Source organism: Xenophilus sp. Marseille-Q4582 (assembly GCF_916700565.1).
In the GTDB taxonomy this organism is placed as follows: Bacteria; Pseudomonadota; Gammaproteobacteria; order Burkholderiales; family Burkholderiaceae_C; genus Xenophilus.
Genome location: NZ_CAKAKO010000009.1, coordinates 1 through 16,782 on the forward strand (window position 1 = coordinate 1; position 16,782 = coordinate 16,782).

Consider the following 16,782-nt stretch of genomic DNA (forward strand, 5'->3'; position numbering starts at 1 on the left):
GGGCCGTGCCGCTGCGGCCTGCGTGGTCGGCGCGGTCGGCGCCGTGGGGCTACTCGGTGGCCCCTCCCCTGCTATGGCATCGGCTTATAACCAGATTGCCAGTTCTAGCCTGTATCTTATGTCAAATTAAAGCCCCCAGAAAGAAGCCGCCGAAGCGGCTATGCGAAATGAAGGCCTGCTTCCTGGCAACGGGCGTGCCCTTCATGCGGGCACGCCCTTCACCACTTGCCAGTGCCGGGCCGCTGCGGCGCACGCGCGGCAGCCGCGGTCAGGGCCTCGATGGCATCAGGCCGGTTGCCGCGCCGGGCGAAGTCGAGCGCGGTCATTCCTTGCTCGTTCTTCATCGCCAGGTCCGCGCCTTCGGCCAGGAGCAGGTTCACCGCGTCGATCGTGCCGTACATGGCGGCCATCATCAGCGGCGTGGTGCCGTTGGGCGACTGGGCGTCGATGAAGGCGTGCTGCTCCAGCAACTGCTTCATGATGGCGACCTGGCCGCTGGTGGCCGCGTAATGCAGGGGCGCCCAGCCGGTCTTGTTGACGGCCGCATCGCGCTTGAGCAGCAGGTCGACGAACTCCTGCTGGCCGCGCAGCGCCGCCATCATCAGCGGCGATTCGTCGCTGCCGTTGGTGGCGTTGACGTCGGTTCTCCTGTCTTCGATCAGCACGCGCGCCACCTTGGGCGAGCCGTCGCGCAGCGCGAGGACCAGCGCCGTCTGCTTCCTGTCGTCCAGCACGTTCGGATCCAGCCCGCGCTCGATCTGGCTCTGCACGGCCCGGGGGTTGTCGACCGCCACGGCGCGGAAGAAATCCTCGCGCGGGCCTGCGGTGGCGCACGACACGGCCAGTGCCGCGCCCACGAGGGAGAGAACGATCTTGAGGGTCATGCGTCGGTTCCTCCCAGGAACAGTTGATCGAAATTGCGGCTGGTCAGCTCACCCACGGCCTCGGCGCTCATGCCGCGCAGTTCGCCGATCTGGGCTGCGACGAAAGGCACGTAGGACGGGTTGTTCACCTTGCCGCGGTGCGGCACCGGCGCCAGATACGGGCTGTCGGTCTCGATCAGCAGCCGGTCCAGCGGCACGAAGCGCGCCACGTCGCGCAGTTCCTGCGCCTTTTTGAAGGTCAGGATGCCCGAAAAGGAAATGTAGAAGCCCAGGTCCAGCGCGGCGCGCGCCACCTCGGCCGTCTCGGTGAAGCAGTGGAAGACGCCGCCCGCCGCCTGCGCCCCGCCCTGCTCGCCCTCCTCCCGGAGGATGGCGAGGGTGTCCGCCGAGGCGTCGCGGGTGTGGATCACCAGCGGCTTGCGCACGCGTTGCGCGGCGCGGATGTGGACGCGGAAGCGCTCGCGCTGCCACTCCAGTTCGGCGATGCTGCGCCCGCCCTTGCGTTCTTCCATCTGGTAGTAGTCCAGCCCGGTCTCGCCGATGGCGATCACCTTCGGCCGCTGCGACAGGGCCACCAGCGTGTCCACGTCGGGCTCGCGCACGTCCTCGTTGTCGGGGTGCACGCCCACGCTGGCCCAGAAGTTGTCGTAGCCGGCGGCCAGCGCATGCACGGCTTCGAATTCTTCGAGCACGGTGCAGATGCACAGCGCGCGGTCGACGCGCGCCTCCTGCATCGCCGCGCGGATGCGCGGCAGCTCCTGCACGAGCTCGGGCATGCTCAAGTGGCAGTGGGAATCGGTGAACATGGGAAAAGCCAAGAATCGGCGGCTGCCGCCCCTGCGGGCACAGCCGGAGGAAAACCAGGAAACGGGATTGTCGGCCCAGCCGGCGCGCCGGCGGCTCAGGGCGCCCCGCGGCGCGCCCGGGCGCTCAGATGGTCTGCGTCGGCCGGTCCGAGCCCAGCGAGGCGCCCAGCGCATCCTCGATGCGGGCCTTGAGCTGGCGGGACTTCTCGTCGGACGGGAAGCGGATGCCCACGCCCGGCGAGCGGCTGCCGGCCGCGCGGCTGGGCGTGATCCAGGCCACCTTGCCGGCCACCGGGTAGCGCTGCGGGTCGTCCGGCAGCGTCAGCAGCACGTACACGTCGTCGCCCAGGCGGTATTCGCGCGTGGTCGGGATGAACACGCCACCTTCGGCGAACAGCGGAATGTAGGCCGCATAGAGCGCGCCCTTTTCCTTGATGGCCAGCTGGATCACGCTGGGCCGGTGCGGCGCAGCGGGGGCGGAGTTGGCGGCGGACGTGGCGGGGGCGTTCATGATGGGCGGCGAGCGGCGGAGTTTAGGGCGCTTTGGGCGTCGCTCACAAGCGACTCCAGCATCAGACCCGCGTTGAAAGGATGCTCGGCCGTGCGCGCCGACTGCATCAGCGAACGCGACCAGCGGCCCAGCACGCGGTGCGAAGGCGCAGGCGGCAGATCCTGCGCGTCGAAGAAGCGCGCGGCGGCGCCGCTGCGCACGGCCTGCAGGTCGTGGCAGAGCTTGAGCAGTACGTCGATGGCCGCCGCGGGCGGCAGATCGGCCAGCGCCGCCACTTCGCCGCGGGCCAGCGCACGCGGCAGCAGCGCCCAGGCCCGGGGTGAGGGCCCGGTGCGCGACAGGCGCAGCGCGGCTTCGGGGCGGCCCCCCGCGGCGCGCAGCAGCGCCGGCGCATCGGCCGGCACCACGCCTTGCGCGACCAGCCAGGACTCGGCTTCGCCGGCTTCGGGCCAGGGCAAGGTGTAGGCCAGGCAGCGGCTGCGGATGGTGGGCAGCAGCTGCCAGGCCGCCTCGCTTGCCAGCACGAAGCGCATGTCGCCAGCAGGCTCCTCCAGCGTCTTGAGCAGCGCATTGGCCGAGATCGCGTTCATGCGCTCGGCCGGATAGACCAGCACCACCTTGCCGCGCCCGCGCGCGCTGGTGCGCTGCGCGAACCCGACGGCGTCGCGCATCGCTTCCACGCGGATCTCGCGGCTGGGCTTGCGCTTCTTGTCCTCGATCTCGGCCTGCGCCTTTTCGTCCAGCGGCCAGCCCAGCTCGTGCATGGCGACCTCGGGCATCAGCACGCACAGGTCGGCATGGGTGCGCACGGCGATCGCGTGGCAGCTCGGGCACTGGCCGCAGGCGCCCTGCTCCGGCCGGCTCGCGTCGCGCCGCTCGCACAGCCAGGCGGCGGCCAGCGACAGCGCCAGCTCGTACTGGCCCAGGCCCGACGCACCCTGCAGCAGCCAGGCGTGGCCGCGCTGGCGCAGCAAGGCGGTGCGCGCGCGGGCCAGCCAGGGGGCGAGATCCGCTGGTTCGCTCATGCCGCGAGCCCCCGGCGTCGCAGCGCGGCCTCGACCTGCGCCCACACCTGCTCGCGCGGCTGCGCGGCATCGATGCGCTCGAAGCGCGGCTGGCCCGCGGCGCGCGCCGCGTAGCCGGCCGCCACGCGGCGGAAGAACTCGGCGGGCTGGGCCTCGAAGCGGTCCGGCACACGGGCCGATGCCAGGCGCTCGGCTGCCACGTCGGGCGGCAGGTCGAACCAGAAGGTCAGGTCGGGTTGCAGCAAGCCATGGGCGCCCTCGCCTTCCTGCGCCTGCACCCAGCCCTCCAGCGCCTGCAGCACGCCGGCGTCGAAGCCGCGGCCGCCGCCCTGGTAGGCGAAGGTGGCATCGGTGAAACGGTCGCACAGCACCACCTCGCCGCGTGCCAAGGCCGGGGCGATGACCTGCGTGACGTGGTCGCGCCGCGCCGCGAAAACCAGCAGTGATTCGGTCAGCGCGTCCATGGCCCGGGTCAGCACCAGATCGCGCAAGCTTTCGGCCAGGGGGGTGCCGCCGGGCTCGCGCGTGCGCACCACCGTGCGGCCGCCCTGGCGCAGCAGCGCCTCCAGCGCATCCAGGTGGCTGGACTTGCCGGCGCCGTCGATGCCTTCCAGCGTGATGAAAAGACCTGCGGACATGGAATGGGGGGATCAACGACCCCGGATGTACTTGTTCACGGCCCGGTTGTGCGCGTCGAGGTTCTCGCTGAACTCGCTGCTGCCGTCGCCGCGCGACACGAAGTAGAGGGCGCTGGTGCGTGCCGGCTGCACGGCCGCCAGCAGCGCCGCCTGGCCGGGCATGGCGATGGGCGTGGGTGGCAGGCCGGGCCGGGTGTAGGTGTTCCAGGGCGTGTCCGTCTGCAGGTCGCGCTTGCGCAGGTTGCCGTCGAAGGCCTCGCCCAGACCGTAGATCACCGTCGGGTCGGTCTGCAGCAGCATGTTGCTGCGCAGCCGGTTGGCGAACACACCCGCGATTTCGGGCCGGTCGGCCGGCTTGCCTGTCTCCTTTTCGACAATGCTGGCCAGGATCAGTGCTTCCTCGGCCGTCTTGAGCGGCAGGTCGCTCGCGCGCGCCGCCCAGGCCGCTTCGAGCTTGCGGTCCATGGCACGCATGGCGCGCTGCAGCACGGCAATGTCGCTGGAGCCCTTCGAATAGGTGTAGGTGTCGGGAAAGAAGCGGCCTTCCGGGTGCACGCCGGGGCGGCCCACCGCCTCCATCAGCTGCGCGTCGCTCATGCCTGCGCTGTCGGGGCGCAGCATGTCGGCCCTGGCCAGCGCGGCGCGCACCTGGCGGATGTTCCAGCCCTCGACGATCACCACGCTGCGCGTGGCCTCCTCGCCGCGCACCAGCACCGCGAGCAGCGTGCGCGGCGTCACGCCCCGCTCCAGCTCGTAGCTGCCGGCGCGGATCTGCCGGTCCTGGCCCGACAGGCGGAACCACCAGTACAGCAGTTGCGGCTCCACCTCCACGCCCGACTGGCGCACCAGCTGGGCCACGCCGCGCGGCGTGGTGCCGGGTTCCACCGGCAGGTCGACCGTGGCGGCGGGCAGCTTCAGCGGCTGGTGCAGCCACCACAGCGCCCAGGCGCCCGCGCCCAGCGCGATCAAGGCCGGCAGCAGGAAAAGAGTGAGGAAGAAACGGCGCACTGGAAAGGGATTCGTCGAGGGGCGGAAAGCACGGGGACCCCTGCGCGTGCAAGGTGCGCGGCAGCCCGTCCGACATGTCCCGCCGAGCGGCAGGGCCGGGAGCCGGCCATGATAATTCAGCCATGACTGCCAACGTCTTTCAGGGTGTGACGCCCGCGCTGACCCACCTGGGCGTGATCCGCGCCGAAGGGCCCGAAGCCGCCGCTTTCCTGCATGGCCAGCTGACCCAGGATTTCGTGCTCATGAAGCCCGACCAGGCCCGCCTGGCCGCGCTGTGCACGCCCAAGGGCCGCATGATCGCCAGCTTCATCGGCCTCCAGCCGCGCCCCGAGCAGGTCCTGCTGGTGTGCAGCCAGGACCTGCTGGCCGCCACGCTCAAGCGCCTGTCCATGTTCGTGCTGCGCGCCAAGGTCAAGCTCAGCGACGCGTCGGCCGATTGGCGCATCCACGGGCTGGCCGGCGCCGCGCTGGCCGCGAACGGCCTGGACGCCCAAGCCGCGCCCTGGCGCACCCAGAACGTGGGCGAGGCCTTCGGCGTGAGCCTGTACCCCGCCGACGGCGTGCCGCGCGCGCTGTGGCTGGCGCCGGCCGGCGCCCCGGCGCCCGTCGGTGACGCGCTGAGCGCCGCGCAATGGGCCCTTGGCGAGGTGCGCAGTGGCATCGCCACGCTGAGCCTCCCCGTGGTCGATGCCTTCGTGCCGCAGATGCTGAACTACGAGTCCGTGGACGGCGTGAACTTCAAGAAGGGCTGCTATCCGGGCCAGGAGATCGTGGCGCGCAGCCAGTTCCGCGGCACGCTCAAGCGCCGGGCCTTTCTGGTGAGCGCCGACGCGCCGCTGCAGCCGGGCCAGGAAGTGTTCGCCGGCGACGATGCCGAACAACCCGTGGGCACGGTGGCGCAGAGCGCCCCGGCCGCCGATGGCCAATGGGCCGCGCTCGTGTCGATGCAGGTCTCTGCGCTGGAGGCCGGCCCGCTGCGCACGGCCGGCGCCGGGGACGCGCCGGGTGCCGCCCTGCGGGTGGAGCCCCTGCCCTACGCGCTGCGCGACGACATCTGATCCCCGAGACGCGGCCGCCGCCGCGGCCAGGCCACGGCACGGTGGCTCACAGCGCCTTGCGCATCTCGACGTGGGGGATGCCCACCTCCTCGAACGGCTCGCCGCTCACGGCATAGCCCTGGCGCAGGTAGAAGCGCTCGGCGCTGCGCTGGGCGTTGAGCACGATCGTCCGGTCGCCGCGCCGGCGGGCGAAGTCCTCCAGCGCCGCCATCAGCGCCTCGCCGTGGCCTTCGCCGCGCAGCACGCGGTGCACGGCCACGCGGCCGACGTGGGCCGAGCCGTCCGCCTCGGCCGGCAGCAGGCGCGCGGTGGCGATCACCTGGCCCAGCCGGTTGCGCACCACGGCATGCGTGCTGCGCGCGTCATCCAGGTCCCATTCCATCTCCTCGGGAATGCCCTGCTCCTCGATGAAGACGTGGCGGCGCAGCGCGCCGGCCTCGGCGCCCAGCGTGTCCCAGTCGCCCGTTTCCACGCGCGTCATGGCTTCGCCGGCCTCGAAGCCCAGCAGGATCTCGCGCAGCGGCGCGGGCACGGGGCGCGAGGTCTGCGTGGTCGGATCGGCGAACACGTAGACCAGCTCGCAGCCCACCAGGTACTGGTCGCGCCGGAAGAGCGCGCCGTCGAAGACCAGCGAGGAAGTGCCGATGCGCCGGCATTTCATCGCCACGTCCAGCACGTCGTCCACGCGGCCCGAGGCGCGGTAGTCCACCGTGGCCTTGCGCACGTAGAGGTCGCCCTCCAGGTGCAGCATCGCCTCTTCGTAGGGCAGCGCCAGGGCACGCCAGTAGTCGGCGATGGCGGTGTCGAAGTACATCAGGTAGTGCGCGTTGAACACGATCTTCTGCATGTCCACTTCGGCCCAGCGCACGCGCAGGCGGTGGAAGAAGCGGAAGTCGTCGCGCGTGGGCAGGCTTGTCTCTGGGGTGTTGCTCATGGTCTTTTCCGAAGGGTCGGGGCTCTGCGGCATTCAGGGGTTCAGGGCCGTGCGCAAGGCCGCCGCCATGTGCGCATGGGCCGCCTGGGCCTCGGGCACGGCGCGGCCCATCTTGACGAATTCGTGCACCACGCCGCGGTAGATTTCCAGCTCGACCGGCACGCCGGCGCTGCGCAGCTTGTCGGCGTACTGCACGCCTTCGTCGACCAGCGGGTCGCATTCGGCCAGCCCGATCCAGGCCGGCGCCACGCCTTCCACGTCGTCGGCGTTGAGCGGTGCGAAGCGCCAGTCGTCGCGCTGCGCGTCGTCGATGTACTGCGCGAAGAACCAGGTCACCAGTGCTTCGGTGAGCACCGGGCCCTGGGCGAAGCGGCGGTGCGAGTCGGTGTTCTGCCGCGCGGCGGTGCCGGGGTAGATCAGCAACTGCAAGGCCAGCGGCACCGCCGCGTCGCGCGCGAGGATGGCGCACACGGCCGACAGGGTCCCGCCGGCGCTGTCGCCGCCGACGGCCAGACGCGCGCCGTCCAGCCCCAGCGCGGCGCCGCCCTCGCCCGCCAGGTGGCGCAGCGCGTCCCAGGCATCGTTGACGGCGGTCGGGAAGCGGTGCTCGGGCGCGAGCCGGTAGTCCAGCGAGACGACGGCGATGCCCGCGTCGCGTGCCAGCACGCGGCACAGGATGTCGTGCGTGGCGACGCTGCCGACGGTGAAGCCGCCGCCATGCAGGTACAGCAGCACCGGCAACGCCTCGGCCGAGGGGGCGTACAGCCGCGCGGGCAGCGCCGCGCCGTCGCGCACCGGGATGCGCAGGTCTTCCACGCGCGCCAGTTCGGGCTTGGGCACTTCGAGCACGGCGGCGCCCTTCTCGTACGCGGCCTTGGCCTGCGCGGGCGTGAGTTGGTGCAGCGGCGGATGGCCGGCGCGCGCCATGCGTTCGATGACGCCGGCCATGCGGGGCGTGAGGGCCGTGAGGGGAACGGGGCGGGAGAGGGAATCAGGCGTCATGGACCCAGGAAGCGGGAGGCCCGCGCATGCCCGGCCCGCGCCTGCGGACGCCGTGCAGCGCGGCGCAGCATCAACGGAAATGCACGCGCACCGGCTGCAGGCCGGGCACGCCGTCGTAGTGGACCGTGGCGCTCAAGCCCGGCCGCGGCGGCAGCAGCGCGGAGAAAGAGCCCAGGCTGACCAGCTGGCCCGGCTGCAGGGCCAGCCCCTGCGCCTGCAGTGCCTGGGCCAGCCAGACCACGGCGTTGAGCGGATGGCCCAGCACGTCGGCCCCCCGGCCGCCGCCCAGGACCGCCCCCTGGGCATCGACCAGGCGCACGTTCATGTCGCGCAACTGCTCCAGCAGCCGCGCCTGGCCGGGCGCATCGGCCGGCACCGCGAGGGGCGCGCCGCGCACGCCCAGGCGTGCGCCCACGTTGATGGCCGTGATCCCCGCGCCATTGAGCCGGGGCGGTGTCTGCACCATCAGGTCGGGCAGTTCGATGAAGGGCACGATCTGGTCCACCGCGGCCAGCACCGCGGCGGGCGTGCGCGCCTGGTTGATCGCGGCGCTCTTGACCCGCACCAGCAGGTCGGCCTCGTACAGCGGGCGGGCGCCGAAGGCGGCATCCACCGTAGCGCCGTCGTCCAGCAGCATGCGCTGGTACAGCGCGCCCCACACGGGCTGGTCGGTGTTGAAGCGCTTCTGCACGGCCGGGTTGGTGAGGCCGGCCTTGTAGCCGACCAGCGGCCCGGCCTGCGCCGCCAGGCGCTGCTGCAGCCGGGCGCGCGTGCAGGCGGCGTCGGCCGGCGTCAGGGAGGCCGGCGGATCGGCGGCCGGCGTGCGGCTGTTGTACGCGGCCAGCCAGCCGTCGACCTGCGCCGCGCCGAGGCAGCCGGGCGTTGGCGCCACGGTCGGCGGCGCGGAAGGGGCGGCGCAGGCGCCGAGCAATGCGGCGACGGCCAGGGCGGCCAGCGGCCAACGCGTGGGCTGTGTCACGGATGTCTCCTCGATGAATGGGTTCTGCGGCGTGCCGCAGCTAGGATGCGTGCTGATCCTACCTGTACGAGAGACACGCCATGGCCCTGATCAATTACCTCACCCAGATCCAGTTCGACTTCGGCGCCGTGCGCCTGCTTGCCGACGAATGCGCGCGCATCGGCATCACGCGCCCGCTGGTGGTCACGGACGCCGGTGTGCGCGCGGCCGGCATCCTGCAAAAAGCCCTGGATGCGCTGGGCGAACTGCCGGTCTCCGTGTTCGACCAGACGCCCTCCAACCCCACCGAGGCCGCCGTGCGCGCCGCCGCCGAGCTGTACCGCAGCGGCCGGTGCGACGGCCTGATCGCCGTCGGTGGGGGCTCGGCCATCGACTGCGCCAAGGGCGTGGCCATCGCCGCCACGCACGAAGGTCCGCTCAAGACCTACGCCACCATCGAAGGCGGCTCGCCGAAGATCACCGACCGGGTGGCGCCGCTGATCGCGGTGCCCACCACCAGCGGCACGGGCAGCGAGGTGGCGCGCGGCGCCATCGTCATCGTCGACGACCACCGCAAGCTGGGCTTCCACAGCTGGTTCCTGATGCCCAAGGCCGCCATCTGCGACCCCGAACTCACGCTGGGCCTGCCCCCCAAGCTGACGGCCGCCACGGGCATGGACGCCATCGCGCACTGCATGGAAACCTTCATGGCCGCGGCCTTCAACCCGCCGGCCGACGGCATCGCGCTCGACGGCCTGGAGCGCGCCTGGGGCCACATCGAACGGGCGACGAAGGACGGCAGCGACCGCGACGCGCGCCTGAACCTCATGAGCGCCAGCATGCAGGGCGCCATGGCCTTCCAGAAGGGCCTGGGCTGCGTGCACAGCCTGAGCCACAGCCTGGGCGGCGTGGACCCGCGCCTGCACCACGGCACCCTCAACGCCCTCTTCCTGCCGGCCGTGATCCGCTTCAACGCGGGGGCCGAATCGGTGCAGAAGGAGCTGCGCCTGCAGCGCATGGCCCGCGCCATGCACCTGGACCAGCCGGGCGACATCGGCGAGGCCATCCGCGACATGAACGCCCGCCTGGGCCTGCCCAAGGGCCTGGCCGAAGTCGGCGTGACCGAAGCGATGTTCGACAAGATCATCGACGGCGCGATGGCCGACCACTGCCACAAGACCAACCCGCGCCTGGCCACGCGCGAGGACTACCGCGAGATGCTGTCAGCGTCGATGTGAGCCGGGGGCCGCGGCCGCCGCCGCGGCGGCCAGCTCCGCCGCCCCGCGCTCCGTCGGCGGCAGCTTCACGTGGGCGACGAGGAAATCCAGCACCGCGCGGATCCGGGCCGGCAGCCGGCCCGACTTGCCCAGGTACACGGCATGGATCGGCTCCACCTCGTGCGGGTTGAAGTCTTCCATCACCGGCACCAGGCGCCCGGCCTGCAGGTCGGCATGGATGTGGTAGATCGACAAGCGGGCCAGGCCCACGCCCTGCAGCGCCAGGTGGCGCAGCATGTCGCCGTCCGACGCGCGCACATTGCCGACGATGGGCAGGTCCGCCGCCTTGCCGTCGACACGCAAGGGCCAGTCGGGCGCGCGCCGGCGATAGTTGGCGCCCAGCCGGTTGTGCCGCGCCAGTTCTTCGCGCGTGGTCGGCGTGCCGTGCCTTTGCAGGTATGCGGGCGAGCCCACGATCGCCTGGCGCGTGTGGCCGAGCAGCCGCGCCACCAGGTCGGAGGACGGCAGCTGGCCCCAGCGGACCGCGATGTCGGCACGCTCGTCCATCAGGTCGACCACGCGGTCGGTCAGGCTGATGTCCAGCGTCACTTCCGGGTACGTGGCCAGAAAGCGGGGCAGCAAGGGCAGCAGCACGATGTGGCCAAAGCTGACGCTGGCGTTGAGCGACACCCGCCCGCGCGGTGCGGCGCCGGCGGCCGCGCAGCGTTCGGCCTCGTCGAGGTCGGCCAGCACGCGCACGCTGCGCTCGTAGAAGTTCTGGCCCTCGGGCGTGAGCTGCAGCTTGCGCGTGGAGCGGTGCACCAGTTGCGTGGCCAGCCGGGCTTCCAGCCGGCCGATCAGCTTGCTGATGGCCGAAGGCGTCATGCCCAGCACGCGCGCCGCGGCCGAGAAGCCGCCGCGGTCCACCACGTGCACGAAGGCTTCCATTTCGCCGGAGCGGTTGATGTCGAGGCGGGGCATGGGCGAAGGGCGAGGACGGGTGGGCGCGCGGCCGGGCGGCGCGCAGTTTAGCGAGCGCCGCCATGCGGACGCGGCCTTCGGGCCTGCGGAGCCTGGGCCGGCTCCCGCCTGCATGGCCGGCCGCTTCGCGCGGCGGCCCCCGGCCTCTCGCCGCCGCGGCGCCGCAGGCATCGGCGCTGTCCGGCAGACAAGCGCCGCGCCGCGCGCACCATCGGCAGGCCGGCGCCCGGCGGCGTCGCGTCCCTTTCCCACCCCTTCCAGGAGACCCCTGATGCGCCCCAAGAACACCGTTTGCCTGTGGTTCAACGGCGATGCGGAAGAAGCGGCCCGCTTTTATGCCGCCACGATTCCGGAAAGCACCGTGGGTGCCGTCCACTATGCGCCCGGCGACTACCCGGACGGCAAGCAAGGCCAGCCGCTGATGGTCGAGTTCACGGTCGCGGGCATCCCCTGCATCGGCCTGAATGGCGGGCCGCAGTTCCCCCAGACCGAAGCGTTTTCCTTCCAGATCGCCACCGACGATCAGGCCGAGACCGATCGGCTGTGGCATGCCATCATCGACAACGGCGGCAAGGCCAGCGACTGCGGCTGGTGCAAGGACCGCTGGGGCGTGTCGTGGCAGATCACGCCGCGCGTGCTGGTGGCCGGCGTCACGCACCCGGACCCGGCCGTCGCCAAGCGCGTGTTCGACGCCATGATGACCATGCAGAAGATCGACATCGCGACGATCGAGGCGGCGATGAAGGGTTGACGGATCGCCGCGCCGTTCGCGCCGCTCTGCCCTCGCGGCAGGACCGCGTGCCATGCACACCGGCTGCGCTTCATACGGTCTTGCCTTCAAACGTATAGCTTCGTTGGGGTGCCTTGCCGTGCGTCAGCGCTGCGCGGGACGCACGGGGGCTCAGGCATCCCCCCACTCATCCCGCAGATCCGCCACATGGCGCGCGGGCGCCGGCCCCCACAGCCCCCGGCCGGTGCCCCGCAGGCTCAGGAAGCCCGACGGGCGCCGCGTGGCTTTCGCGAGGAGTTCCGGGGACACGATGGCGGCATAGGGCTTGCCATGCCGCGTGAGCAGGCTGGGTTCACCGGCGCGTGCGCGCGAAGCGAGTTCGGGCAGGTTGCTGCGCCCCTGCTCCAGACCGACGGTACGAAGTGACATGTGACCCCCTGATTCCGTACGGACCGTCCGCTTTTCTGGGTCGACAGTCATTCAGCAGGGCCTTCGATGATTGATCTTGGAAGTGAATTCACAAATGCCGTTCCAACCGGGCGGCTAGTGAATCCCAGGGATAACCCGCACAGTTCATCCCATCATGCCCATCGCTCTTCTTGCCCTGACCGCCGGTGCCTTTGGCATCGGCACCACCGAATTCGTCATCATGGGCCTGCTGCTGCAGGTCTCGGCGGACCTTCATGTCTCCATCGCGGCCGCCGGCCTGCTGATCTCCGGCTACGCCATCGGCGTGGCGGTCGGCGCGCCGCTGCTCACCCTCGCTACGCGCCGCCTGCCGCGCAAGACGGTGCTGCTGGCGCTGATGGCCATCTTCACCCTGGGCAACATCGCCTGCGCCCTGGCGCCCAGCTATGACGCGCTGATGGCCGCGCGGGTCATCACCTCGCTGGCGCACGGCACCTTCTTCGGGGTCGGCTCGGTGGTCGCCACCGGGCTGGTGCCGCCCGAAAAGCGCGCCTCGGCCATCGCGATCATGTTCACGGGCCTGACGGCCGCCACGCTGCTGGGCGTGCCGGCGGGGGCCTGGCTGGGCCTGCATTTCGGCTGGCGCGCCACCTTCTGGGCCGTCGCCCTGATCGGCCTGGTGGCGCTGGCCGTGCTGGCGCGCTTCGTGCCGCGTGAGGCCACCCGCGCCGAGCCCGCGCCGCTGCGCGACGAACTGGCCGTGCTGGCCCGCCCGCAGGTCTGGCTGGGCCTGGCGATGACGGTGCTGGGCTTTGCCGGCGTCTTCGCCTTCTACACCTATGTGCAGCCGGTGCTGACGCAGGTCACGGGCCTGTCCGAAGCGGCGGTGTCGCCGGTGCTGCTGCTCTTCGGCGCCGGGCTGGCGGTCGGCAACCTGTGGGGCGGCAAGCTGGCCGACAGGGCGCCGATGCGTGCCGTCATCGGCACCCTGGTCGCCCTGGCCGCCGTGCTCGCCCTGGCGCGCTGGGCCATGCCGCAGGCCGCCGCGGCGATCGTCTTCATCGGCGTGCTGGGCGTGGTGGCCTTCGCCACCGTGGCGCCGCTGCAGATGCGCGTGATGGAAAAGGCCGCCGGCGCGGGCCAGAACCTGGCGTCCAGCCTCAACATCGCGGCCTTCAACCTGGGCAATGCGCTTGGAGCCTGGGTCGGTGGGCTGGTGATCCTGCACACGCCGGGCGTGCCGGGGCTGCAGAACCTGGGTCTGGCGGCGGCCGGCCTCACGGCGGCGGGCCTGCTCATCGCCCTGGGCAGCCATGCGCTGGACCGGCGCCGCCCGCCGGTGGAATGCGCCACCGCCGGGGCCTGAGCCGCGCCCCTGCCCTTCTTTCCCCTTCTTCTTCATTTCCCAAGGAGTCCTTTCATGGAACAACGACTGCTGGGCCGTTCCGGCCTGCGTGTGCCCGCCCTCGGTTTCGGTGCCGGCACCTTCGGCGGCCAGGGCCCGCTCTTCAGCGCCTGGGGCCAGACCGACGTGGCCGGCGCGCGGCGCCTGATCGACATCTGCCTGGACGCGGGCGTGAACCTCTTCGACACGGCGGACGTCTATTCGTCCGGCGCTTCGGAGGAGATCCTGGGCGCCGCGCTCGAAGGCCGCCGCCAGAAGGCGCTCATTTCCACCAAGGTCACGCTGCGCACGGGCGACGGGCCCAACGACGCCGGCTGGTCGCGCCACCACCTGACCGAGGCCACGCATGCCGCGCTCAAGCGCCTGAAGACCGACCACATCGACATCCTGCAACTGCACGCCTTCGACGCCCACACGCCGGTCGAACAGATGCTGCGCACGCTGGACGACCTGGTGCGCGCGGGCAAGGTGCGCGCCATCGGCGCGTCCAACTTCGCGGGCTGGCAGCTCATGAAGGCGCTGGCGGCGGCGGACCGGCTGGGCACCGAGCGCTTCGTCGCCAACCAGACCTATTACTCGCTCGTGGGCCGCGACTACGAATGGGAGCTGATGCCGCTGGGCATCGACCAGGGCGTGGGCGCGCTGGTGTGGAGCCCGTTGGGCTGGGGCCGGCTCACGGGCAAGATCCGCCGCGGCGCGCCGCTGCCCGCAGGCAGCCGCCTGCACGAGACGGCGGGCTTTGCGCCGCCCGTCGCCGAAGAGCGCCTGTACCGCGTGGTCGACGCCCTGCTGCAGGTGGCCGAAGAAACGGGGAGGACCGTGCCGCAGGTCGCCATCAACTGGCTGCTGCAGCGCCCGACTGTGTCCAGCGTGCTGATCGGCGCGCGCAACGAGGCGCAGCTGACGCAGAACCTGGGCGCCGTGGGCTGGAACCTGACGCCCGCGCAGGTCGGGGCATTGGATGCCGCCAGCGCCGTGACGCCGCCCTACCCCCACTATCCCTACTGGAACGGCCAGTTCACCGAGCTGGCGCCGCCGGCCGTGCCGCTGCCGCCCTCGCAAGCCTGAAAACGGGCCCACAGCCGCGTCACGATAATGCGCACATGCCGTCCGTTCGCTCCACAAGCGCCGGCGCGCCTCGCCCCAAGGAAGACCGGCATTTCGTGACCGCGCTGGCACGTGGCCTGGAAGTGCTGGCCTGTTTCCGATCGGGCGACAGGCTGCTGGGCAACCAAGAGATCGCGCAGCGCTGCCGCCTGCCCAAGTCCACCGTGTCGCGGCTCACCGCCACGCTCACGCGGCTGGGCTACCTGATCCATGTCGAGGACAGCGGCAAGTACCGTCTGGGCACCGCCACGCTGTCGCTGGGCAGCGCCATGCTGGTGCGCCTGGACGTGCGGCAGGTGGCCCGCCCGCTGATGCAGGAACTGGCCGACTTCGCGCGCGCCGAGGTGTCGCTGGGCACGCGCGACCGCTTGTCGATGATCTATGTCGAGAACTGCCGCAGCTCGGCCCTGCACACGCTGAGCCTCGACGTAGGCTCGCGCATCTCGCTGGCCACGTCGGCCATGGGACGCGCCTGGCTGGCTGCCGTGCCGGCCGGGGAGCGCGGCGAAGTGCTTGCGCAGATCCAGGCCCGCCAGGGCGAGGCCTGGCCCGAAATACAGCAGGGCATTGAGCAGGCGCAGCAGGACTACCGCAGCCTGGGCGTCACCACCTCGTTTGGCGACTGGCAGAAAAACGTCAACGCCATCGCGCGCGCCTTTCAGCCGGGCCGGGGCCTGCCTCCCATGGTGATCAACTGTGGCGGGCCGTCCTTCAACGTCGCGCAGGAGAAGCTTCTGGCCGAGGCGCGCCCACGCCTGCTCGAGATCGTGGCGCGCATCGAAACCGCGCTGTACCGCTAGGGACAGGCCCACAACACCCACTTCGGGCGCACGTCGGCCTCCAAGTGGGGCACCCTGGCTGGGTCCGCCCCCATCGATTGCGGCGGGCGGCCTGCCGACGCGCTGCGGCGCTTCTTACTTGGCCAGCGTGTCCAGGCGCACTTCCTTGACCTTGCCGCCTTCCACGATGGCCACGCGCGTGTTCGCAGTCGAGCCGCCGCGCGCGTCCACGCCGTGCATCTCGTGCGGGTTGTGCTGGGGGGGCAGCGACTTGAACGCCTTGTCGAGCTGCGCGCGGATCGCAGCGGCGTCGCTGGTGGAGCCTGCAAGTTTCATGGCCAGCGCCGTGGCGTGCACGGCCGTGTAGTTCAGCGACACCTCCGAGCTCGGATCGCGGCCCGGGTTGGCCTTGCGAAAGCGCTCGACGAAGGCCCGGGTCACGGGAGAGCTGTCTTCCACCACAGGCAGCACGCCGATGGCCCCCTCCAGAGAGCCGTAGCCGCCGGTGATCTTGCCGATCTCGTCCATCTTGGCCTGGTCGATGATCACGAAGCCGCCCTTGAAGCCCAGCTCGCGCGCCTGCTTGATCACCAGGCCCGTGGGCTCCGACGCGCCGCCGATGAACAGCACGTCGGGCTTGGCCGCCAGCACGCGGCTCACGCCGCTGTAGAAGTCGGTCGCGCGGTTGTAGGACATCGGGTTCTCGGCCACCACTTTGCCGCCCGCCGCCTCCCACGCGGGCTTGAACGCGGCGGTCCAGGCCTTGGCGTAGTCATGGTCCGCGTTGGCGATGGCCACGTTCTTGCCGTACTTGGTCATCGCGTGATTCACGAACGGCTTGACGTACGAGGTGAACTCGGGCGGGATGCGCAGCGTGAGCTTGTTGTTGCGCTCGGTGATCTGGGGCACGCTGGTGTAGGAAAGCAACAGCACCTTCTGTGCCTCGTTGGTGGCCATCACCGCGAAGCTGCCGCCCGAATGAGGCACCAGCACCGCGGGCGCCTTGTGCTCCTGCACCAGGCGCTGGGTATTGATGGCGGTTTCGGAAGGGTTGTACTTGTCGTCCAGCGCGACGATCTCCAGCTTGACCTTCTGTCCGCCCACCTCCAGGCCCTTGGCATTGATCTCTGCCACGGCCATTTCCATGCCGCTGAGCACGTTCTTGCCATACAGCGCAGCGCCGCCGCTCAGGGGGCCCGAGTAGCCGATCTTGACGACCTGCTGGGCCACCGCCGGGCCTGCGCCCAGCAGCGCGGCGGCTGCGAAGGCGGTGGCGCCGAGTCGAAGAAGGGTCTTGCGTTTCGTCAGCATAGGAATGTCTCCTGGGGTTG

18 protein-coding genes are annotated in these 16,782 nt (G+C 71.2%); 6 read left to right on the plus strand and 12 right to left on the minus strand.

Annotation, left to right across the window (positions count from 1 at the left end; genetic code table 11):
* Window positions 1-218: 218 nt before the first annotated feature.
* From LG388_RS25935 to mltG, 6 genes are all read right to left on the minus strand, one after another.
* On the minus strand, window positions 219-884 hold the full coding sequence (locus LG388_RS25935; protein WP_225785425.1) for an ankyrin repeat domain-containing protein: 666 nt from the start codon (window positions 882-884) through the stop codon (window positions 219-221).
* Entirely contained in the window at window positions 881-1,690 is an 810-nt protein-coding gene (locus tag LG388_RS25940; RefSeq protein WP_225785426.1) for a TatD family hydrolase, read from the minus strand. The genes LG388_RS25935 and LG388_RS25940 overlap by 4 nt, the downstream gene beginning before the upstream one ends.
* Window positions 1,691-1,814: 124 nt before the next feature.
* Window positions 1,815-2,201 (minus strand): PilZ domain-containing protein, encoded by a 387-nt coding sequence (locus LG388_RS25945; RefSeq protein WP_225785427.1) that lies wholly within the window; start codon window positions 2,199-2,201, stop codon window positions 1,815-1,817.
* Window positions 2,198-3,226: a DNA polymerase III subunit delta' gene (locus tag LG388_RS25950; protein ID WP_225785428.1), complete on the minus strand. Its 1,029-nt coding sequence runs from the start codon at window positions 3,224-3,226 to the stop codon at window positions 2,198-2,200. Before LG388_RS25950 ends, LG388_RS25945 begins: the two co-directional genes overlap by 4 nt.
* Window positions 3,223-3,864, minus strand: coding sequence for a dTMP kinase (tmk, locus tag LG388_RS25955; protein WP_225785429.1), 642 nt, complete (start codon window positions 3,862-3,864; stop codon window positions 3,223-3,225). Before tmk ends, LG388_RS25950 begins: the two co-directional genes overlap by 4 nt.
* Before the next feature lie 12 nt (window positions 3,865-3,876).
* Entirely contained in the window at window positions 3,877-4,872 is a 996-nt protein-coding gene (mltG, locus tag LG388_RS25960; protein ID WP_225785430.1) for an endolytic transglycosylase MltG, read from the minus strand.
* Window positions 4,873-4,994: 122 nt separating this feature from the next.
* On the opposite strand from mltG, the gene LG388_RS25965 reads away from it, so the two are divergent.
* Entirely contained in the window at window positions 4,995-5,930 is a 936-nt protein-coding gene (locus LG388_RS25965; RefSeq protein WP_225785431.1) for a folate-binding protein YgfZ, read from the plus strand.
* Between the two features lie 46 nt (window positions 5,931-5,976).
* On the opposite strand, the gene LG388_RS25970 is transcribed toward LG388_RS25965, so the two are convergent.
* From LG388_RS25970 to LG388_RS25980, 3 genes are all read right to left on the minus strand, one after another.
* Window positions 5,977-6,864 (minus strand): YbgC/FadM family acyl-CoA thioesterase, encoded by an 888-nt coding sequence (locus LG388_RS25970; RefSeq protein ID WP_225785432.1) that lies wholly within the window; start codon window positions 6,862-6,864, stop codon window positions 5,977-5,979.
* Between the two features lie 33 nt (window positions 6,865-6,897).
* Window positions 6,898-7,866 carry an alpha/beta hydrolase gene (locus LG388_RS25975; RefSeq protein ID WP_225785433.1) on the minus strand — a complete coding sequence of 323 codons (969 nt, stop codon included), beginning with the start codon at window positions 7,864-7,866 and terminating at the stop codon, window positions 6,898-6,900.
* A gap of 70 nt (window positions 7,867-7,936) precedes the next feature.
* Window positions 7,937-8,845, minus strand: a complete 909-nt coding sequence (locus LG388_RS25980; protein WP_225785434.1) for a 2-keto-4-pentenoate hydratase — start codon at window positions 8,843-8,845, stop codon at window positions 7,937-7,939.
* A gap of 80 nt (window positions 8,846-8,925) precedes the next feature.
* Between LG388_RS25980 and LG388_RS25985 the strand changes: the two genes are divergently transcribed.
* Complete coding sequence (locus LG388_RS25985; RefSeq protein WP_225785435.1) at window positions 8,926-10,062, plus strand: iron-containing alcohol dehydrogenase; 1,137 nt, start codon at window positions 8,926-8,928, stop codon at window positions 10,060-10,062.
* Here LG388_RS25985 and LG388_RS25990 read toward each other — a convergent pair.
* A complete protein-coding gene (locus tag LG388_RS25990; RefSeq protein WP_225785436.1) occupies window positions 10,048-11,022 on the minus strand; it encodes a LysR family transcriptional regulator in 975 nt (324 codons plus the stop codon). The genes LG388_RS25985 and LG388_RS25990 overlap by 15 nt on opposite strands.
* A 271-nt stretch (window positions 11,023-11,293) precedes the next feature.
* On the opposite strand from LG388_RS25990, the gene LG388_RS25995 reads away from it, so the two are divergent.
* Window positions 11,294-11,773, plus strand: coding sequence for a VOC family protein (locus LG388_RS25995; RefSeq protein WP_225785437.1), 480 nt, complete (start codon window positions 11,294-11,296; stop codon window positions 11,771-11,773).
* A gap of 150 nt (window positions 11,774-11,923) precedes the next feature.
* Here the strand turns inward: LG388_RS25995 and LG388_RS26000 are convergent, their stop codons facing one another.
* A complete protein-coding gene (locus tag LG388_RS26000; protein WP_225785438.1) occupies window positions 11,924-12,181 on the minus strand; it encodes a type II toxin-antitoxin system Phd/YefM family antitoxin in 258 nt (85 codons plus the stop codon).
* Window positions 12,182-12,335: 154 nt separating this feature from the next.
* On the opposite strand from LG388_RS26000, the gene LG388_RS26005 reads away from it, so the two are divergent.
* From LG388_RS26005 to LG388_RS26015, 3 genes are read left to right on the plus strand one after another with little or no spacing between them, the layout of a single operon-like run.
* The gene (locus LG388_RS26005) at window positions 12,336-13,526 is read left to right on the plus strand and encodes an MFS transporter (protein ID WP_225785439.1); all 1,191 of its coding nucleotides are present in this window, start codon (window positions 12,336-12,338) and stop codon (window positions 13,524-13,526) included.
* Between the two features lie 54 nt (window positions 13,527-13,580).
* Window positions 13,581-14,633, plus strand: coding sequence for an aldo/keto reductase (locus LG388_RS26010; protein WP_225785440.1), 1,053 nt, complete (start codon window positions 13,581-13,583; stop codon window positions 14,631-14,633).
* 35 nt (window positions 14,634-14,668) lie between these two features.
* Window positions 14,669-15,472, plus strand: coding sequence for an IclR family transcriptional regulator (locus LG388_RS26015; protein ID WP_225785441.1), 804 nt, complete (start codon window positions 14,669-14,671; stop codon window positions 15,470-15,472).
* A gap of 114 nt (window positions 15,473-15,586) precedes the next feature.
* On the opposite strand, the gene LG388_RS26020 is transcribed toward LG388_RS26015, so the two are convergent.
* Window positions 15,587-16,762, minus strand: coding sequence for an ABC transporter substrate-binding protein (locus LG388_RS26020; RefSeq protein ID WP_225785442.1), 1,176 nt, complete (start codon window positions 16,760-16,762; stop codon window positions 15,587-15,589).
* Window positions 16,763-16,782 lie beyond the last annotated feature (20 nt).